General features: G+C 69.9%; 18 protein-coding genes. 11 read left to right on the top strand and 7 right to left on the bottom strand.

What is annotated here, in order from left to right; translation table 11 throughout:
* Positions 1-2 precede the first annotated feature (2 nt).
* From ACYVO7_RS12705 to parC, 7 genes are all read left to right on the top strand, one after another.
* The gene (locus tag ACYVO7_RS12705) at positions 3-764 is read left to right on the top strand and encodes a pyridoxine 5'-phosphate synthase (RefSeq protein ID WP_460450186.1); all 762 of its coding nucleotides are present in this window, start codon (positions 3-5) and stop codon (positions 762-764) included.
* Entirely contained in the window at positions 761-1,174 is a 414-nt protein-coding gene (acpS, locus tag ACYVO7_RS12700; RefSeq protein ID WP_460450185.1) for a holo-ACP synthase, read from the top strand. The genes ACYVO7_RS12705 and acpS overlap by 4 nt, the downstream gene beginning before the upstream one ends.
* Positions 1,175-1,370: 196 nt before the next feature.
* A complete protein-coding gene (lepB, locus tag ACYVO7_RS12695; protein ID WP_460450297.1) occupies positions 1,371-2,153 on the top strand; it encodes a signal peptidase I in 783 nt (260 codons plus the stop codon).
* 6 nt (positions 2,154-2,159) lie between these two features.
* Positions 2,160-2,864: a ribonuclease III gene (rnc, locus tag ACYVO7_RS12690; RefSeq protein WP_460450184.1), complete on the top strand. Its 705-nt coding sequence runs from the start codon at positions 2,160-2,162 to the stop codon at positions 2,862-2,864.
* Between the two features lie 3 nt (positions 2,865-2,867).
* Complete coding sequence (era, locus tag ACYVO7_RS12685) at positions 2,868-3,824, top strand: GTPase Era (protein WP_460450183.1); 957 nt, start codon at positions 2,868-2,870, stop codon at positions 3,822-3,824.
* Between the two features lie 27 nt (positions 3,825-3,851).
* A complete protein-coding gene (recO, locus tag ACYVO7_RS12680) occupies positions 3,852-4,604 on the top strand; it encodes a DNA repair protein RecO (protein ID WP_460450182.1) in 753 nt (250 codons plus the stop codon).
* Positions 4,605-4,700: 96 nt separating this feature from the next.
* On the top strand, positions 4,701-6,944 hold the full coding sequence (gene parC, locus ACYVO7_RS12675) for a DNA topoisomerase IV subunit A (protein WP_460450181.1): 2,244 nt from the start codon (positions 4,701-4,703) through the stop codon (positions 6,942-6,944).
* 25 nt (positions 6,945-6,969) lie between these two features.
* Here parC and ACYVO7_RS12670 read toward each other — a convergent pair whose 3' ends face one another.
* The 6 genes from ACYVO7_RS12670 to hemB form a co-directional block, all read right to left on the bottom strand.
* On the bottom strand, positions 6,970-7,224 hold the full coding sequence (locus ACYVO7_RS12670; protein WP_460450180.1) for a type II toxin-antitoxin system HicB family antitoxin: 255 nt from the start codon (positions 7,222-7,224) through the stop codon (positions 6,970-6,972).
* A 61-nt stretch (positions 7,225-7,285) separates the two neighbouring features.
* The gene (locus ACYVO7_RS12665) at positions 7,286-8,032 is read right to left on the bottom strand and encodes an arginyltransferase (RefSeq protein WP_406853676.1); all 747 of its coding nucleotides are present in this window, start codon (positions 8,030-8,032) and stop codon (positions 7,286-7,288) included.
* 127 nt (positions 8,033-8,159) lie between these two features.
* Positions 8,160-8,618 carry an RDD family protein gene (locus ACYVO7_RS12660; RefSeq protein WP_460450179.1) on the bottom strand — a complete coding sequence of 153 codons (459 nt, stop codon included), beginning with the start codon at positions 8,616-8,618 and terminating at the stop codon, positions 8,160-8,162.
* A gap of 116 nt (positions 8,619-8,734) precedes the next feature.
* Complete coding sequence (locus ACYVO7_RS12655) at positions 8,735-9,985, bottom strand: threonine ammonia-lyase (RefSeq protein ID WP_460450178.1); 1,251 nt, start codon at positions 9,983-9,985, stop codon at positions 8,735-8,737.
* Between the two features lie 5 nt (positions 9,986-9,990).
* Entirely contained in the window at positions 9,991-11,322 is a 1,332-nt protein-coding gene (locus tag ACYVO7_RS12650; RefSeq protein WP_460450177.1) for a branched-chain amino acid ABC transporter permease, read from the bottom strand.
* A gap of 63 nt (positions 11,323-11,385) precedes the next feature.
* On the bottom strand, positions 11,386-12,465 hold the full coding sequence (gene hemB, locus ACYVO7_RS12645; protein WP_460450176.1) for a porphobilinogen synthase: 1,080 nt from the start codon (positions 12,463-12,465) through the stop codon (positions 11,386-11,388).
* 226 nt (positions 12,466-12,691) lie between these two features.
* Between hemB and ACYVO7_RS12640 the strand changes: the two genes are divergently transcribed.
* The 3 genes from ACYVO7_RS12640 (at position 12,692) to ldtR (ending at position 14,940) form a co-directional block, all read left to right on the top strand.
* The gene (locus tag ACYVO7_RS12640) at positions 12,692-13,807 is read left to right on the top strand and encodes an enoyl-CoA hydratase/isomerase family protein (RefSeq protein ID WP_460450175.1); all 1,116 of its coding nucleotides are present in this window, start codon (positions 12,692-12,694) and stop codon (positions 13,805-13,807) included.
* Positions 13,804-14,235, top strand: coding sequence for a DUF6163 family protein (locus ACYVO7_RS12635; protein ID WP_460450174.1), 432 nt, complete (start codon positions 13,804-13,806; stop codon positions 14,233-14,235). Before ACYVO7_RS12640 ends, ACYVO7_RS12635 begins: the two co-directional genes overlap by 4 nt.
* 192 nt (positions 14,236-14,427) lie before the next feature.
* A complete protein-coding gene (ldtR, locus tag ACYVO7_RS12630) occupies positions 14,428-14,940 on the top strand; it encodes a transcriptional regulator LdtR (RefSeq protein ID WP_460450173.1) in 513 nt (170 codons plus the stop codon).
* Between the two features lie 76 nt (positions 14,941-15,016).
* Here the strand turns inward: ldtR and ACYVO7_RS12625 are convergent, their stop codons facing one another.
* On the bottom strand, positions 15,017-15,286 hold the full coding sequence (locus ACYVO7_RS12625; RefSeq protein WP_460450172.1) for a hypothetical protein: 270 nt from the start codon (positions 15,284-15,286) through the stop codon (positions 15,017-15,019).
* A gap of 327 nt (positions 15,287-15,613) precedes the next feature.
* On the opposite strand from ACYVO7_RS12625, the gene ACYVO7_RS12620 reads away from it, so the two are divergent.
* Positions 15,614-16,888: a L,D-transpeptidase family protein gene (locus ACYVO7_RS12620; protein WP_460450171.1), complete on the top strand. Its 1,275-nt coding sequence runs from the start codon at positions 15,614-15,616 to the stop codon at positions 16,886-16,888.
* Positions 16,889-17,416: the final 528 nt, after the last annotated feature.

Raw genomic sequence — 17,416 nt, 5'->3', positions numbered from 1 at the left:
CCATGCCGCTGCCTCCGCTTCGCCTCGGCGTCAACATCGACCACGTCGCCACCCTGCGCAACGCGCGCGGCGGCGCCCGGCCCGATCCGGTGCGGGCCGCCCTGCAGGCCATCGCGGCCGGGGCGGACGGGATCACGGCGCATCTGCGCGAGGACCGCCGGCACATCCGCGACGAGGACATCCGGCGCCTGCGGGCCGAGATCTCCAAGCCGCTGAATTTCGAGATGGCGGCGACCGACGAGATGGTCGCCATCGCGCTGGCCGTGAAGCCGCACGCCGTGTGCCTCGTGCCCGAGAAGCGGACCGAGCGCACCACCGAGGGCGGGCTCGACGTGGTGAAGGGCCATAACGAGCTCGCGCCGATCGTGCGGCGCCTCGGCGAGGCGGGGAGCCGGGTCAGCCTGTTCATCGAAGCGGACGAAGCCGCCATCCGCATGGCCGTCCAGCTTGGGGCGCCGGTCGTCGAGCTGCACGCCGGCTCGTGGTGCGACGCCGTCGAGCATGGCGAGTCCGACCGGGCCGAAGCCGAGTTCCAGCGGCTGGCGCGCGGCGCGGCGCTGGGCGCGTCGCTCGGCCTGGAGATGCACGCAGGGCACGGCCTCGATTTCGACACGGCCGAGCGGCTGGCCTCCGTGCCGGACTTCGTGGAGTTCAACATCGGCCATTTCCTGATCGGAGAGGCGGTGTTCGTCGGCCTCGACGCCGCGATCGCGCGCATGCGCGCCGCCATGACGGCCGGCCGGGAGCGGGCGACGCGGGCATGATCATCGGCATCGGCTCGGATCTGTGCGACATCCGGCGGATCGAGCAGACGCTGGAGCGCTACAAGGAGCGCTTCATCGCGCGCTGCTTCACCCCCGTCGAGCAGGCCAAGGCCGAACGCCGCGCCGACCGCGCCGGGACCTACGCCAAGCGCTTCGCCGCCAAGGAGGCCTGCTCCAAGGCGCTCGGCACGGGCTTCCATCAGGGAGTGTTCATGCGCGACATGGGCGTGGTGAACCTGCGCTCCGGCGCCCCCACCATGGCGCTCACGGGCGGCGCGGCGGAGCGCCTGAAGGCGCTGACGCCTCCCGGCCACGAGGCCGTCATCCATGTGACGCTCACCGACGAGCATCCGCTCGCCCAGGCCTTCGTGATCATCGAGGCGCGGCCGCTGGGGCCGGCGGGCGCCTGAGCGCGGCCCGCCGACCGGGACCGCCGCGGGGTCCCCGAAACCGCAGCGCCCAGCCGCGTTGCCTTGGGCCAAGGCGAGGTCTATACCGGCGCCGGGCGTCCCGGGTGCGGCAGGCCGCCGGACCGGCCATCGTCAGCACGACGGTCTCGCGGGGTCTGTCCCGGGACGTGCGATCGGGGCGCGATGAGGACGCATGATGACGGAGCCGACCCGCGTGGCGAAGACGACGAAAGCGGCCGATGAGGGCGGCGTCCTCGAGACGATCAAGGTCGTCGTCCAGGCCCTCCTGATCGCCCTGGTGGTGCGCACCTTCCTGTTCCAGCCGTTCAACATCCCGTCCGGGTCGCTCATCCCGACCCTGCTGATCGGCGACTACCTGTTCGTGTCGAAATACAGCTACGGCTATTCCAAATATTCGTTCCCGTTCAGCCCGCCGCTCTTCAACGGGCGCATCTGGGCGGCCGAGCCCCAGCGCGGCGACATCGCGGTGTTCAAGCTGCCGCGGGACAATTCGACCGACTACATCAAGCGCGTCATCGGCCTGCCGGGCGACCGCATCCAGATGGTCGACGGCGTCCTCACCATCAACGGCCAGGCCATCAAGAAGGAGGCCGTCGGCAAGCAGGACGTCTCCGCCGGCGCCGGCTACCGCGACCGGGCCACCTTCTACCGCGAGACGCTGCCGAACGGGATCAGCTACGTCATCCAGGAACTGGACATCTACGGCAACAAGCTCGGCCGCAACACGCCGGTCTACCAGGTGCCGGCCGGCCATTTCTTCATGATGGGCGACAACCGCGACAACTCGCTCGACAGCCGCGACATGACCTCCCAGGGCGTCGGCTACGTGCCGTTCGAGAACTTCGTCGGGCGCGCCGAGATCATCTTCTTCTCGGTCAACGAGGAGGGCGCGGCCTGGAAGGTGTGGGAGTGGCCCTGGACGGTGCGCTGGAACCGCCTGTTCAAGCCCGTGCACTGAGGGTCCATGGCCCGTCGACCCAAGCCAGACCTCGCCGTCCTGGAACGCTCCATCGGCCACGTCTTCAACGACCGCGCGCTCATCGACCGGGCGCTCACCCATATCAGCGCGCTCCCCGGCACGCCGGCGAACGGGCCGCACTACCAGCGGCTGGAGTTCCTGGGCGACCGCGTGCTCGGCCTGGCGGTGGCCGAGATGCTCTACCGCGCCTTCCCGAAGGCCAGCGAGGGCGAACTCTCGCGCCGGCTCGGCCATCTGGTCCGCAAGGAGACCTGCGCCGAAGTCGCCATGCAGTGGGACGTCGGGCCCTTCATTCGTCTCGGCATTGGGGAAAGCCAGTCGGGCCTGCGCAAGAAGGAAGCCATCCTGGGCGATGTCTGCGAGGCGGTGATCGCTGCGGTTTATCTGGACGGCGGCTTTCAGGCGGCGCAGGCTCTCGTGGAGCGCGCGTTCGGGCCCAAGATGAGCGAGCCCGGCCGGGCGACCCGCGATCCCAAGTCGATGCTGCAGGAATGGGCGCTGGGCCTCGCGCGTCCGGTGCCGGTCTATGAGGAGCGCGTCCGGTCCGGGCCGGACCACGCGCCGATGTTCCGGATCGCCGCCGTCGTCGAGGGCTTCGAGCCCTGCGACGGGGAGGGGCGGTCCAAGAGGCTGGCCGAGCAGGCCGCCGCCGAAGCGTTTCTGCGCCGCGAAGGCGTGCTGAAGGATTGAACGATGACCGATGAACCCGCCACGACCGAGGCGCGGGAGCCCGCCTCCGAGACGGAGCGCGAAGGCAGCCGGTGCGGCTTCGTGGCCCTGATCGGCGCGCCGAACGCCGGCAAGTCGACGCTGATCAACGCCCTCGTGGGCGCGAAGGTGTCGATCGTGTCGCGCAAGGTGCAGACCACGCGCGCGCTCGTCCGGGGCATCGCCCTGGAAGGCGCGTCGCAGATCATCGTGGTCGACACGCCCGGCATCTTCGCCCCGAAGCGCCGGCTCGACCGCGCCATGGTGACCTCCGCCTGGGGCGGCGCGGGCGACGCCGACGTGGTCGCCCTGCTGGTGGACGCCCGCAAGGGCGTCGACGAGGAGGTCGAGTCGATCCTGGAGAAACTGGGTGAGCTGAAGCGGCCCAAGGTGTTGATCCTGAACAAGATCGACACCGTCGACCGGACCCGGCTCTTGGCCCTGGCGCAGGACCTCAACGCCCGCCACCCCTTCCGCGAGACCTTCATGATCTCCGCCCTGAACGGCGACGGGGTCGACAAGGTGCGCCATGTGCTGGCCGGCATGATGGCCGAGGGGCCCTGGCTCTACCCCGAGGACCAGGTCTCGGACGCGCCGCTGCGCATCCTGGCGGCGGAGATCACCCGCGAGAAGATGTTCGAGCGCCTCCATGACGAGCTGCCCTACCAGTCCACCGTCGAGACCGACCAGTGGACGGTGATGAAGGACGGGTCGGCCCGGGTGGAGCAGACGATCTACGTGGCGCGCGAGAGCCAGCGCAAGATCGTGCTGGGCAAGGGCGGGCAGACCATCAAGGCCATCGGCGAGATGTCCCGCAAGGAGATTGCGGAGGCGGCCGAGACGAAGGTGCACCTCTTCCTCTTCGTCAAGGTGCGGGAGAACTGGGCCGACGACCCGGCCCGCTACCGCGAGATGGGCCTGGAGTTCCCGCGCGGAGGCTGAGCAGACCATCAGGGAGGCCCGCCGGCCTTGGAGTGGCGTGACGAGGGCATCGTACTGGGCGTGCGCCGGCACGGGGAGGGCAGCGCCCTCGTCGAGCTGATGACGCGCGAGCACGGACGCCATTCGGGCCTCGTGAGGGGCGCGCGGTCGTCCCGCATGGCGCCCGTGCTGCAGGCCGGGAACGCCGTCCAGGCGGTGTGGCGGGCGCGCCTCGACGAGCATCTGGGCTCGTACCAGATCGAGGGCGCGACCATGCGGGCCGCCCAGCTGATGGGCTCGCCGGCCGCGCTCTACGGCCTCTCGGTGCTAGGCGCCCTGGTGCGGCTCTTGCCCGAGCGGGACCCGCATCCGGCCGTCTACGAGGCGCTCGGCGTCGTGATCGGCGCGCTGGACGACCCGGCGCTGGCCGCTGCGCTCGTCATCCGCTTCGAGCTCGCGATCCTGACGGAGCTCGGCTTCGGGCTCGACCTTCTGCAATGCGCCGTGACGGGCGGCCGCGACGACCTCACCTATGTGTCGCCGAAATCGGGCCGGGCCGTCAGCGAGGACGCCGCCGGGCCCTGGCGCGACAAGCTGCTGGCCCTTCCCGCTTTCCTGCGCGAAGGGCAGGGCAGGGCGCTGCCCCGGCGCGAGGAGCTCGCCGCCGGCTTCGCCCTCACGGGCCACTTCCTGGCCCGCCACGTCTACGAGCCGCGCGGCCTGGCGGCGCCCGAGACCCGCTCCGCCTTCATCGCGGCGGCGCTGGACACGGGGGAGCGCGAGGCGAAGCGCGGTGGATAACGGCGGTCGCCCCGGGGGGCGGCGGCTTGCGCCGACTCTGGACGTTCGCTAAGCGTTCACGGTGGCGCGTCCCGCTCCGGGACGAAAGAGGATCGCATGGGCAAGCCGGTCGAGCCGCCTCCCGGGGGAGGGGTCGAGAGCATCAGTCTGAAGGAGGCGCTGGAAGAGCGCTACCTGGCCTATGCGCTCTCCACGATCATGCACCGCGCCCTTCCGGACGCCCGGGACGGGCTGAAGCCGGTGCACCGGCGCATCCTGCACGCCATGCGGCTCTTGCGGCTCGATCCGGGGACGGCCTTCAAGAAATGCGCCCGCATCGTCGGCGACGTCATCGGCAAATTCCACCCGCATGGCGACCAGGCCGTCTACGACGCGCTGGTGCGCCTGGCGCAGGACTTCGCGCAGCGCTACCCGCTGGTCGACGGCCAGGGCAATTTCGGCAATATCGACGGCGATAATGCCGCCGCCTACCGCTACACCGAAGCCCGCATGACCGAGGTGGCGCGGCTGCTGCTGGAGGGCATCGACGAGGACGCTGTCGACTTCCGCGACACCTATAACGGCGAGGACGAGGAGCCGATCGTGCTCCCGGCCGCCTTCCCGAACCTGCTGGCCAACGGGTCGCAGGGCATCGCGGTCGGCATGGCGACGTCCATCCCGCCGCACAACGCGGCCGAGCTCTGCGACGCGGCGCTCTACCTGATCAGCCACCCCAAGGCCACCTCCGAGCAGCTCCTGACCTTCGTGCCCGGGCCCGACTTCCCGACCGGCGGCGTCATCGTCGAGCCCCGGCCCAGCATGCTGGAGACCTACAAGACGGGCCGCGGCTCGTTCCGGGTGCGGGCGCGCTGGGAGAAGGAGGAGACGGGCCGGGGCAACTGGGTCGTGGTGATCACCGAGATCCCCTACCTCGTGTCGAAGGGCCGCCTCATCGAGAAGCTGGCGGAGCTGCTCAACGAGAAGAAGCTTCCGCTCGTCGGCGACGTCCGCGACGAGTCCGCCGAGGACGTGCGCGTTGTCATCGAGCCGCGGGCCCGCACCGTCGACCCGGCGATCATGATGGAATCGCTGTTCCGGCTGTCCGAGCTGGAAAGCCGCATCGGCATGAACATGAACGTGCTGTCGGGGGGCGTCATCCCCCGCGTGCTCGGTCTGGCCGAGGCGCTGCGCGAGTGGCTCGACCACCGCCGCGTCGTGCTGCTGCGGCGCTCGCGCCACCGCCTCGCCCATATCGAGAAGCGCCTGGAGATCCTCCAGGGCATGCTGATCGTCTATCTGGACCTCGACCGGGTGATCAAGATCATCCGCGAGGAGGACGAGCCGAAGCTCGAATTGATGCGCGTCTTCGAGCTGACCGAGAACCAGGCCGAGGCGATCCTCAACACGCGCCTGCGGTCATTGCGCAAGCTGGAGGAGATGGAGCTCAAGCGCGAGCTCGCCAGCCTGCAGGCCGAGAAGGGCCAGATCGAGAAGCTGCTCGGCTCCGAGGACGCCCAGTGGAAGACGATCTCGTGGGAGATCCGCGAGGTCCGCAAGACCTTCGGGCCGGAGACCAAGATCGGCAAGCGCCGCACCAGCTTCGCGGACGCGCCGGACGCCTCGACGGTCGACCTCGCCGAGGCCATGGTGGAGCGCGAGCCGCTCACCGTGGTGGTCACCCAGAAGGGCTGGATCCGCGCCCTGAAGGGCCATGTCCAGGATCTCTCGTCGCTGCAGTTCAAGGGCGACGACGCCCTGCACACCTCCTTCTTCTCCGAGAGCACGGCGAAGATCCTGGTGCTGGCGACCAACGGCAAGGTGTTCACCCTGGAAGCCTCGCGCCTGCCCGGCGGGCGCGGCTTCGGCGACCCGGTGCGCCTGCTGGCCGACATCGACCAGGGCGCCGAGATCGTGCATGTCTGGCCCCACCGGCCGGGCGCGAAGCTGCTGTTCTGCTCCACCGAGGGGCGCGGCTTCGTGGCGAGCTCCGACGACGTGGTGGCCAACACCAAGAAGGGCAAGCAGGTGCTCAATGTCGACGACCCGCATCGGGCGGCCCTCGTCGTCCCGGCCGAGGGCGACCATGTCGCCGTCGTCGGCGAGAACCGCAAGCTCCTGGTCTTCCCGCTCTCTCAGCTGCCCGAGATGGGCCGCGGCAAGGGCGTGCGCCTGCAGCGCTACAAGGACGGCGGCGTCTCCGACGTGAAGGTCTTCCGGCTCGCCGAGGGCCTCACCTGGCTCGACACCTCGGGCCGCACCTGGACGGTGGCGAAGCCCGAACTCGACGCCTGGCTCGGCAACCGCACCGAGGCCGGACGCCTGCCGCCCAAGGGCTTCCCGAAGAACAACAGGTTCGGGTGAGGCGCGAGCCAAGGCTCGACGAGGGCTAACCCACGGCCTCGCGTTCAATCACGGACGCGACCCACTGGTTCAGGCTTACGCCGGCGCGCTTGGCGGCCGTGACGGCGGCGCGGTGGACGGGCGGCTCAACCCGCACCACGAACTGACCCGAATAGGGCTTTTCCGGCTCTTCCCCGCGCTCCTTGCAGAAGGATAAATAGTCTTCAACGGAATCTTCGAGCGCTTTCTTTAGCTCGACGACCGAGCGCCCTGCGAACGTGATGACATCCCGCAGGTTCATCACCTCGCCATTTCAGTATCAAATGAAAGCAGCCTCGGATGGTCTCTGCTTGCTGATGAGACTATTCCACCCGCTGCCAGCCATGCGGCAGCAGCCGCTCCTGCGGGGTGAAGCGGGCCTTGTAGGCCATCTTGGGCGAGCCCTCGACCCAGTAGCCGAGATAGACATAGGGCAGGCCCATGCGGCGGGCGCGCTCGATGTGGTCGAGGATCATGTAGGTTCCGAGGCTGCGCTCGCCCTCGTCCGGATCGAAGAACGAGTAGACCATCGACAGGCCGTCGCCGAGCACGTCGGTGAGGCCGCAGGCCAGCAGGGGGCCGACGCCGCGGCCGTTGATGCCGGTGTCGGGACCGCGGCGGCGGAACTCGATCATGCGCGTCTCGACATGCGAGTCCTCGACCATCATGGCGAAGTCGAGCGCCGTCATGTCGGCCATGCCGCCCGAGGCGTGGCGCGAATCCAGGTAGTGGCGGAACAGGGAATATTGCTCGGAGGTGGGCGTGTTCTCGCGCATCTCGCCGACGAGGCCGGCGTTGGCGTCCATCACCTTGCGCATGTTGCGGGATGGCCTGAACTCGTCGACCAGCACGCGCACGGAGACGCAGGCCCGGCAGCCGTCGCAGGCCGGCCGGTAGGCGATCGTCTGCGAGCGACGGAAGCCGCCATGGGTCAGGACGTCGTTCAGCTCATGGGCGCGCTTGCCGATCAGATGCGTGAACACCTTGCGTTCGAGCTTGCCCTTCAGATAGGGGCACGCTGTCGGCGCCGTCAGGTAGAATTGCGGCTGATCGCGGGATTGAGTCGTCAATCCAAAGTCCTCGCCTCAGGTCTGCGCGATCACTCCGGGACGGGAACACGACGCACCTTCCCCACAGGATAGCACCAGCGGGACGAGCCTCAAGCCCATCCCGCCGGTTGTAAAGTTCAATTTACAATCAGGAGCCGCGGCGGACCGCGATCAGCCCGGCCAGGAGGTCGTGCAGCAGCCGGCGATCCTCGCGGACAAGGCCGATGAGCAGCACCAGCGGGGTCAGCGTGGTGACGCTGACATAGAACAGCACCGCATGGGCGGCGGCCACGATGAACGGGGCCGTGCGGCCGCTGACCGTGCGGATCTCGACGCCGAACATGCGCTGCCCGATCGTGCCGCGACGCGGGCCCGAGATCGTGATCCCGTTATAGAGCAGCGCCACCGTGGGCCAGAGCGGGGCGAGGAGAAGCCAGCTCAACCCGAACGTGAACACGCCCATCACGAGGAGCGCGAAGGCGAAGATCGCCCACAGCACGCCGATGACGACGAAGTCGACCAGCAGCGCACCTATGCGGCCGGCGATCACGCCGGACACGTCCGCTTGGCGGTAGGCGGTGTAGGTGACGACAGGCTCGTGGGTCATCGCAGTCCTTTCACGTCCCGCCCGTGGCGGCGGGCCATCTCCCGCCCGCGGCGGGGTCGCGCCATGATGTGGCCCCGGACGGCCCGGCCTTCAAGATGCCGGCCGCGGCGCCGCCGTCAGACGCTGCGCCGGTCGATGCGCTTGGGGGCGAGGCCGTCGGCCGCCAGGGCCTCCAGCACCTGGCGGGTGTGCTCTTCGCCGCGGGTCTCCACCGTGACGTCGATGGAGACGCCCTTGGCGGGCACGTCGAGGAAGAGCCGCCCGTGCGAAACCTCCAGGATGTTGGCGCCGAGTTCGCCGAGGCGGGACGCGATGGCGCCGAGCAGGCCTGGCCGGTCCGCCGTGGTGATGCGGAAGGAGGCGATCCGCTCTTCCCTCTCCAGCGAGCGCACCATGATGGCGGCCAGGAGCCGCGCGTCGATGTTGCCGCCGCACAGGATGAGGCCGACCTTCATCCCCTTGAACCGCTCCGGCTCGGCCAGCAGCGCGGCGAGGCCGGCCGCCCCGGCGCCCTCCGCCATGCTGCGGGCCAGCGTCGCGAAGCAGTTCACCCCGCGCTCGATGGCCGGTTCGTCGACGAGCAGGATCTCCTCCACGAGGTCGCGCACGATGGGCAGCGTCAGGCTGCCGACCGTCTTGACCGCGATGCCTTCGGCCAGCGTCGGCCCGCCGATGGGGCGGTCGAGACCCTGGATGGCGTTGACGAAGGACGGGTAGAGCGCCGCCTCGACGCCGATGATGCGGATCGCGGGGTTCAGCGCCTTCGCGGCGACGGCGTTGCCGGCGCAAAGCCCGCCGCCGCCGATCGGGATCACCAGCATGTCGAGGTCGGGCCGCTCGGCCAGCATCTCCAGCGCGATGGTGCCCTGGCCGGCGATGACGGCGGGGTCGTCATAGGGGTGCACGAGAACGAGGTCGCGCTCGATGCGCAGCGCCTCGCAGCGCTCGCGGGCCTCGTAGAGGGTCTCGCCGTCGAGCACCACGGCGGCTCCGTAGCTGCGCGTGTTCTCCACCTTCACCAGCGGCGTGGTGGCCGGCATCACGATGGTGGCGGGGATTCCCAGGAGGCCCGCATGATAGGCGACCGCCTGGGCGTGGTTGCCGGCCGACATGGTCACGACGCCGCGCCGGCGTTCGTCCGGCGTCAGCTGCGACAGCCGGTTCAGCGCGCCGCGCTCCTTGAAGGAGCCGGTCGACTGCATGTTCTCGTATTTCACGAAGACCTGCGCGCCGGTCAGCGCCGAGAGGCGGGGGGCGGGAAGCATCGGCGTCTTCTGCACCCGCCCCTCGATGGTGCGGGCGGCCGCGCGGACATCGTCGATGCTGACGCAGTAGGGGGAGGGGGCTGGGCTCGCAGGTTCCGTCATGGCGGTCAGACCCGTCTGGGCAAGAGGTCCCGCCATCCGAAGAGCCCGCCCGGGCGAAGGCCGAGCGTGATGCTGAGCAGGGCGTAGATGGCGATGTCCCTGGATTCCAGCGGCATCGTAGCCGACCACAGCGCTTCCGCCAGTCCGATCACGACGCCTCCGGCCAATCCTCCGCCCACCGAGCCGATCCCGCCGATGATCGCGGCCACCAGCGCCTTGAGGCCGAGCGTCAGGCCATAGCCGAAGCCGACGCCGCCCCAATAGGCCGTGATCACGAAGCCTGCCAGCCCGGCCAGGGCCGAGGACAGCGCGAAGGTGGCGAGGAAGATGCGCCGGCTGTCGACGCCGAAGAGCGCCGCCGCGCCGGGGTCGTCCGCGTAGGCCCGCCAGGCTCGGCCGAAGCGCGTCCGCCGCATGACGACCAGCAGCCCCGCCCCGGCCGCGAAGGACACGACGGTGACCAGCAGGGCGATGGGCGTGAAGGTGGTGACGAAGTCGCCCGAGCGCAGGAGCGGGACGGGGGCGTTCATGACGGGCGGCGCCCAGCGCAGGTCGTTGCCCTGGGTCAGGCGCTGGAACTCCGACAACGCCATCATCAGCCCCGTGGTGGCGATCAGGATGGGCAGGCCGGGGCCCGCCACCAGCGGGGCCACCACCAGCCGGCCGCTCACCATGCCGTAGAGGCTCGCGGCGTAGATCGACAGCGCCGCCGCCACGGCGAGCCCCGCCGAGGGGTCGCGCGCGCCGAGCTGCACCGCCAGCGTGACGCCGAGCAGCGCGCCATAGCCGCCCAGGGCCGCGATCTCGCCGAAGCCGAACACGATCCGGCCCACGAGCCCGTAGATGAGCGAGTAGGCGGCGGCCAGCAGGCCGTAGACGGCCGCCTGCGGCAGGCCGCCGACCACCTGCTGCAGCGCATAGGCGACTCCGTGCGAGACGGCGGGCACGTCGGCGGCTTCCGGGGCGCCGGGATCCTCCAGCAGCGCCTCGGGGGAGCCGAGATAGAAGCGCTTCAGATAGAGGAACGCCGCTTCGCCGAGGGGACCGCGCTCGGTCGCCACCCCGGTCAGCTCCGGCCGGCCGCCCGCGTCGGCGAATCGGCAGGCGATGAAACGCGTCCGCGACGGCTCGCCCGGCGGCTCCGCCCGATAGACGATCCGCAGGCCGCGATGGTCCTCCGCCGGCGTCTGCCGCCCCAGCGCGAGGACGCTGCCGGCGGGGTTGAGGGCCGGAATCACGGTCCGGCAGATCCGGGCCTGATCGGTGTCGATCAGCGTGGCGCAACCGGCGATGGCCAGGAGGAGAATCGCCGGGACTACGGCGTACGGGCGGAGCATTCCTGCAGGATAACGCCCGCCGCCGGCCTGTCACGGCCCGCGGTGAAGGCCTGAGGGATCGGCTCAGCCCTCGCGCTTCAGCTTCTCGGCGACGGCCGGAGCGAAATAGGTGAGGACGCCGTCGGCGCCGGCGCGCTTGAAGGCGATCAGGCTCTCCACCATCGCCTTCTCGCCGTCGAGCCAGCCATTGGCGGCGGCGGCGCGGATCATCGCGTATTCGCCCGAGACCTGGTAGGCGAAGGTCGGGACCGCGAAGGTCTCCTTCACGCGCCGCACGATGTCCAGATAGGGCATGCCGGGCTTCACCATGACCATGTCGGCGCCCTCCTCGAGATCGAGGGCCACCTCGCGGATGGCCTCGTCGCCGTTGCACGGGTCCATCTGATAGGTGCGCTTGTCGCCCGACAGCACGGCGCCGCTGCCCACGGCGTCGCGGAACGGGCCATAGAAGGCCGAGGCGTATTTGGCCGCATAGGCCATGATCTGCACGTCGCAGAGGCCGGCGCGGTCGAGGCCCGCCCGGATGGCGCCGACCCGGCCGTCCATCATGTCGGACGGGGCCACGATGTCGGACCCGGCCTCGGCCTGGTTGAGCGCCTGGCGCACCAGAACGGCGACGCTCTCGTCGTTCAGGATCACGCCGTCCTCGAGCAGGCCGTCATGGCCGTGGCTGGTGTAGGGATCGAGCGCGACGTCGGTGAGGATGCCGATATGGGGCACGGCCTGCTTGACGGCCCGGCAGGCGCGGCAGACCAGGTTGTCCGGGTTGAGGGCCTCGCCGCCGACCGCGTCCTTCAGGCTCGGATCGGTGTAGGGGAAGAGCGCGATCGCCGGGATGCGCAGCTCCGCGGCGCGTTCCGCCTCGCGGACGATCTCGTCGACGCTGAGGCGCTCGACGCCGGGCATCGACCCCACCGGGATGCGCACGCTCCGTCCCTCGACGACGAACAGCGGCCAGATGAGGTCGTTGGCGGTGAGCACGTTCTCGCGCACGAGGCGGCGGGCCCACTCGGACTTGCGATTGCGGCGGGGCCGGTGGGTCAGGTCGAGGCGCGGACCGCGGAGTTCGGCGGCGGCTTCGTCCCGCAGGGCGGGCGAACCCTGCGGGGCGGGGCTCTGGAACGGGGTGACCCGGGACGCCATCGGCGTGTCCTCCGCAGATCGGCGTCCCTGATCCCGGGCGCCAGGTTGGAAGATTTCTGAACTTCCCAGTATCACCAACCCGGTTCGCCTGAAAGCGGCCAAGGGCCGCGCCCGCATTTGTACTCATCCGGCGGGAGGGGTTGCGCGTTGACGCGGAGGGTGTCGCAAGCTTCACTCCGCCCGCGACCCTGACCGGCCGCTTCGATCCCTCTGACGTGAGCGCCTCATGACCCCATCGCCGCAATCGCCCGAGAGCCCCGCAGCGACCGACGCGGCCCAGGCCGGCGCCGAAGCGATCTGCGAGGTGCGCGGCGCCGCCGGAGTCATCGTCCTCAACCGGCCCAAGGCGCTGAACGCCGTGACGCTCGGCATGGTGCGGGCGATCAGGACGGCGCTCGACGCCTGGGCGGCGGACCCGCGGGTGACGCGGGTGGTCATCGCCGGGACGGGCGAGAAGGCGTTCTCGGCGGGCGGGGACATCCGTCAGCTCTACGAGCTCGGCAAGGCCGGCCGGCGGGAGGAGGCGCTCGCCTTCTGGCGCGAGGAATACGCCCTCAACGCGCTGATCCAGGGCTACCGGAAGCCCTATGTGGCGCTGATCGACGGCATCGTCATGGGCGGAGGCGTGGGGCTGTCGCTGCATGGCAGCCACCGAGTGGCGGGGGAGCGCTATCTGTTCGCCATGCCGGAGGTGGCGATCGGCTTCTTCCCGGACGTGGGCGCGACCTATGCGCTGCCGAGGCTTCCCGGCGAGACCGGCGTCTGGCTGGCCCTGACCGGCGCCCGGGTCAAGGCGGCCGACGCGCTGGCGCTCGGTCTCGCCACGCATGCGGCGCCGTCCTCGGCCTTTCCGGCCATCATGGACGCGCTCGTGGCCGGCGAGCCGGTCGACGCGGCGCTGACGGCCCACGCCCGCTCGCCGGGCGAGGCGCCGGTGGCGGCGCTCCGGGCCGAGATCGACCAGTGTTTCGTCGGGCTCAGCGTCGCCGAGATCCTGGAGCGGCTCGACACCCATGCGGCCGCCGGGTCGGAGTTCGCCTCCGACGCGGCCGCCATCATCCGCGACCGCTCGCCCACCAGCCTCTCGGTGGCTCTGGAGCAGATGCGGCGCGGCAAGGACATGGGCTTCGCCGAGGCGATGCGCACCGAGTTCCGCATCGTGTCGCGCATGGTCGACACGCCCGACTTCTACGAAGGCGTCAGGGCCGCGGTGATCGACAAGGACCAGTCTCCCCAGTGGTCGCCGGCGTCGCTGTCGCATGCGACAGCCGAGAAGGCGGCGGCCTATTTCGCGCCGCTGCCGCCGGACCAGGAGCTCGTCCTGCCGGAGCAGGGCGCGTGAGGGCCGAGCAGCATCGCAGCCAGTCGCTCCAGGATCCCGGCGCCGACCGCGCCGGCGTGCCGTGGGACCGCGCGCTGGTGGCCTTCATGCGGCTGATGGCGGCCGTGTGGGTGGTCAAGGGCCTGTCCTACTGGCTCACCATCCTGGGCGTCGACCCCCTGGGCGGGCCGACCTTCGAGGCGCTGCCGCCGGCCGGCCGGGCGGTGGTGATCGTGTTCGCCGTGCTGGATCTCGTGGCCAGCGTCGGGCTGTGGCTGACCAGCACCTGGGGCGGGGTGATGTGGCTGCTGGCCATCATGAGCCACATCCTGGTGGGGAGCTTCGCGCCGGTCGGACCCCAGGCGCTGGGGATCGGGATGGTGGTCGCGGAGGGCGCCGCCGTGATCGTCTACATCATCCTGTCCTGGCTGGCGGCCCGGGACGTCTAGCCGCGCCTCGCAGTCGCGTTGAGTCAACGAAGTGCAAACGGGCGGGATGGATAGCATTTAAGCTTGATTCACCCCGAAGTTGTGAACACTCGATTCATCTCGTTGTTTAAACTGGCTTTCATCTGCTGAAGTTACTTTCGCTGTCAACGAGGTCGGGAAACGTCGGCCACAGGGATAGCAGAGAGGCGGATTATGAAAGCGGCAATCAAGACCATCGACGCTCGCGAGACGTCTTCGGCTGCGCCGGAAGTGCAGCCGCTCTACATCGAGGCTCTGACCCTGGTGGAGCGGCTGCATCGCCGCCTGCTGGACGTCATCAAGGACGAATTCGACCGGCGCGGCCGCTCGGACGTCAACAGCGTGCAGGCGCTGCTGCTCTACAATATCGGCGACAAGGAGCTGACGGCCGGCGAGTTGCGGACCCGCGGCTACTATCTCGGCTCGAACGTCTCCTACAACGTCAAGAAGCTCGTCGAGATGGGCTACCTGCACCACCAGCGCTCGCGGATCGACCGCCGCTCGGTGCGCATCAGCCTGACCGAGCAGGGCAGGGCCGTGCACGACATCGTCAAGGGCCTCTACGACAAGCATGTCCGCACGGTCGAGCAGATCGGCGGCATCTCGTCGGAGGAGTTCAAGCTGGTCAATACGGCCCTGGGGCGCCTCGAGCGCTTCTGGACCGACCATATCCGCTACCGGCTCTGACGCCGGGCCGCGGCCCGTTCCATGGACGCGTGAAAGGCCGGGGCGATCCCGGCCTTTCTCCGCTCCGGGCGACGAGTCAGGCGTGGCCGGCGCGGCTCAGCGCGGCGATGCCGTCGCGCAGCGTCCTGGCGGCGGCCTGCAGCTTCTCGAGCGCTTCGGCCGATCCGGCGGTCGGCGAGGCGGGAGCGCCGAGCACCCGGATGGCGTCCGGGCGGGCGGCCATATGCGGCGAGAGCCGCTCGATCAGCTGCTCGACCTTGGCGAGGCTGGCGCGCAGATCGGCCATGATCACGTCTTCTTGAGACCTGAAGCCGCCGGCGAGTTGGGCCTGTTGGAACGTGAGCATGGGTGACCTCCGTGCGTGACCATCGATGGCCCGCACTATCGCTCAGCCCAGGCTTCGCCTCGATCCGGTTCGGCTACGCAGGCGCTAGGCGGAGCCTCAGTAGGCTCCGACGGCGTCGGCGGCGCCGGCCCGGGTCCGTGGCGCATGGGACACAGGTCCCAGCGGCCTCCCGAAACGGGCGCGGCCGCCTTAAATTCGCCGGACTGCGGCACGCTTTTCAGCCCCGACCACATTGGCTGTTTCCAAGTGAAAACGGTTCGTTTACTGCGATCGTCCAAGGATCGCCCGTGACGTCCCCGATCACGCAACCTCAGTAGATCACGCATCATGACCTCATTCCGATCGATGTCCCGCCGCGAGTTCGCCCTGTCCGGTCTGGCGACCCTGGCCGTCGCATCCACGGGGGGCTTCTCGAGCGCCTTCGCGCAGAGCGCCGGGCAGGCCGAGTGGCGTCAGAACTACGACGCGGCCACCAGCCTCAAGGTCGTGCGCTCGACGACGCCGGTCCTGTCGCCGCTGACCCTGCAGGCGACCGAGCAGACCATCGAGACGTACCGCCAGCTCGTCGCCCAGGGCGGCTTCCCGGCGATGCCGCAGGCCAACCTGAAGCTCGGCTCGAAGGGCCCGGCCGTGGTGGCGCTTCGCCGGCGCCTCGCCGCCTCCGCCGACCTGGACCAGAGCGCCGGCGCCTCGCCCGTGTTCGACAGCTTCGTCGAGGCCGGCGTGAAGCGCTTCCAGGAGCGCCACGGCCTGATGCCGACCGGCATCGTCAACGCCGCCACCGTGACGGCGATGAACGTTCCGGCCCAGGTGCGCCTGCGCCAGCTCGAGACCAATGTGGTGCGCCTGCGCAGCTACGCCGGCAATCTCGGCGGCCGCTTTGTGGTCGCCAACATCCCGGCCGCGCTGGTCGAGACGGTCGAGAACGGCCAGGTCATGACCCGCCACGCCGCCGGCGTCGGCAAGATCGACCGCCAGTCGCCGGTGATGACGACCCGCGCCACCGACATCAACTTTAACCCGTTCTGGACGGTGCCGGCGTCGATCATCCGCAAGGACCTCATCCCCAAGATGCAGGCCGACGCGAACTACCTCACCGAGAACAAGATCCGCATCATCAGCAAGGACGGGCAGGAGATCTCGCCCTCGCAGGTGAACTGGCGCTCGGACGAGGCGACGCACTACATGTTCCGGCAGGATCCGGGCGGGGACTTCAACTCGCTCGGCGTGGTGCGCATCAACATCGCCAACCCGTATGGCGTCTACATGCACGACACGCCCGCCAAGGGCATCTTCGGCGACGACTTCCGCTTCGTGTCGTCGGGCTGCATGCGCGTGCAGAACGTCCGCGACTACATCACCTGGCTGCTCAAGGACACGCCCGGCTGGGGCCGCGAGCAGATCGACGCCGCCATCGAGGGCGGCCAGCGCGTCGACGCGCGCCTGGCCCAGCCGGTGCCGGTGTACTGGGTCTACATCACCGCTTGGGCGACCCCCGAGGGCCTCGTCCAGTTCCGCGACGACATCTACAACAAGGACGGCCTCGGCTCCGTCCCTGTCGCCTCCAACGCCGCCGTCCAGCAGCAGGACGACGACCAGTAAGCGCATCTGCATGCGACGAATGCGAAAGGGCGGCGCGGTGGCGTCGCCCTTTTTCGTGCGGACCCCCGGGTCAAGCCGAGGGCAGGCTCTTTTCCCCGCGACGCTGTCTTCCCCGGCGGCGCGCAGCGCCGGGAAGGGGAAGCGCCGCAGCCGGCCCCCTCGCCCCGGAACGGGGAGAGGGTTGGGGTGAGGGGTGGCGCGTATCCCCTCATCCGACCTCGCTGCGCTCGGCCACCTTCTCCCCGTGCCGGGGAGAAGGGGACGCTGTCATCCCCGGCGGCGCGCAGCGCCGGGAAGGGGATCCAGAGAGGTTTGGCGAGGGCGCCTTCCGCCCGGCTCTTCTGGATCCCCTTCCCGCGCCTTCGGCGCGCCGGGGATGACGGAGGGGGTGGGGCTGGACCGTTGGGAAGCGCCGCAGCCGGCCCCCTCGCCCCGGAACGGGGAGAGGGTTGGGGTGAGGGGTGGCGCGTATCCCCTCATCCGACCTCGCTTCGCTCGGCCACCTTCTCCCCGTTCCGGGGAGAAGGG

The sequence above is a fragment of the Alsobacter sp. SYSU BS001988 genome, assembly GCF_054796215.1.
This window is presented reverse-complemented; position numbering and strand designations above follow the sequence as displayed.

Bases quoted from the DNA above. Each gene is read 5' to 3' on its own strand.
- ACYVO7_RS12705 (WP_460450186.1), top strand. From the start codon at position 3: ATGCCGCTGCCTCCGCTTCGCCTCGGCGTCAACATCGACCACGTCGCC.
- acpS (WP_460450185.1), top strand. From the start codon at position 761: ATGATCATCGGCATCGGCTCGGATCTGTGCGACATCCGGCGGATCGAG.
- lepB (WP_460450297.1), top strand. From the start codon at position 1,371: ATGACGGAGCCGACCCGCGTGGCGAAGACGACGAAAGCGGCCGATGAG.
- rnc (WP_460450184.1), top strand. From the start codon at position 2,160: ATGGCCCGTCGACCCAAGCCAGACCTCGCCGTCCTGGAACGCTCCATC.
- era (WP_460450183.1), top strand. From the start codon at position 2,868: ATGACCGATGAACCCGCCACGACCGAGGCGCGGGAGCCCGCCTCCGAG.
- parC (WP_460450181.1), top strand. From the start codon at position 4,701: ATGGGCAAGCCGGTCGAGCCGCCTCCCGGGGGAGGGGTCGAGAGCATC.
- ACYVO7_RS12670 (WP_460450180.1), bottom strand. From the start codon at position 7,224: ATGAACCTGCGGGATGTCATCACGTTCGCAGGGCGCTCGGTCGTCGAG.
- ACYVO7_RS12660 (WP_460450179.1), bottom strand. From the start codon at position 8,618: ATGACCCACGAGCCTGTCGTCACCTACACCGCCTACCGCCAAGCGGAC.
- ACYVO7_RS12655 (WP_460450178.1), bottom strand. From the start codon at position 9,985: ATGACGGAACCTGCGAGCCCAGCCCCCTCCCCCTACTGCGTCAGCATC.
- ACYVO7_RS12650 (WP_460450177.1), bottom strand. From the start codon at position 11,322: ATGCTCCGCCCGTACGCCGTAGTCCCGGCGATTCTCCTCCTGGCCATC.
- hemB (WP_460450176.1), bottom strand. From the start codon at position 12,465: ATGGCGTCCCGGGTCACCCCGTTCCAGAGCCCCGCCCCGCAGGGTTCG.
- ACYVO7_RS12640 (WP_460450175.1), top strand. From the start codon at position 12,692: ATGACCCCATCGCCGCAATCGCCCGAGAGCCCCGCAGCGACCGACGCG.
- ldtR (WP_460450173.1), top strand. From the start codon at position 14,428: ATGAAAGCGGCAATCAAGACCATCGACGCTCGCGAGACGTCTTCGGCT.
- ACYVO7_RS12625 (WP_460450172.1), bottom strand. From the start codon at position 15,286: ATGCTCACGTTCCAACAGGCCCAACTCGCCGGCGGCTTCAGGTCTCAA.
- ACYVO7_RS12620 (WP_460450171.1), top strand. From the start codon at position 15,614: ATGACCTCATTCCGATCGATGTCCCGCCGCGAGTTCGCCCTGTCCGGT.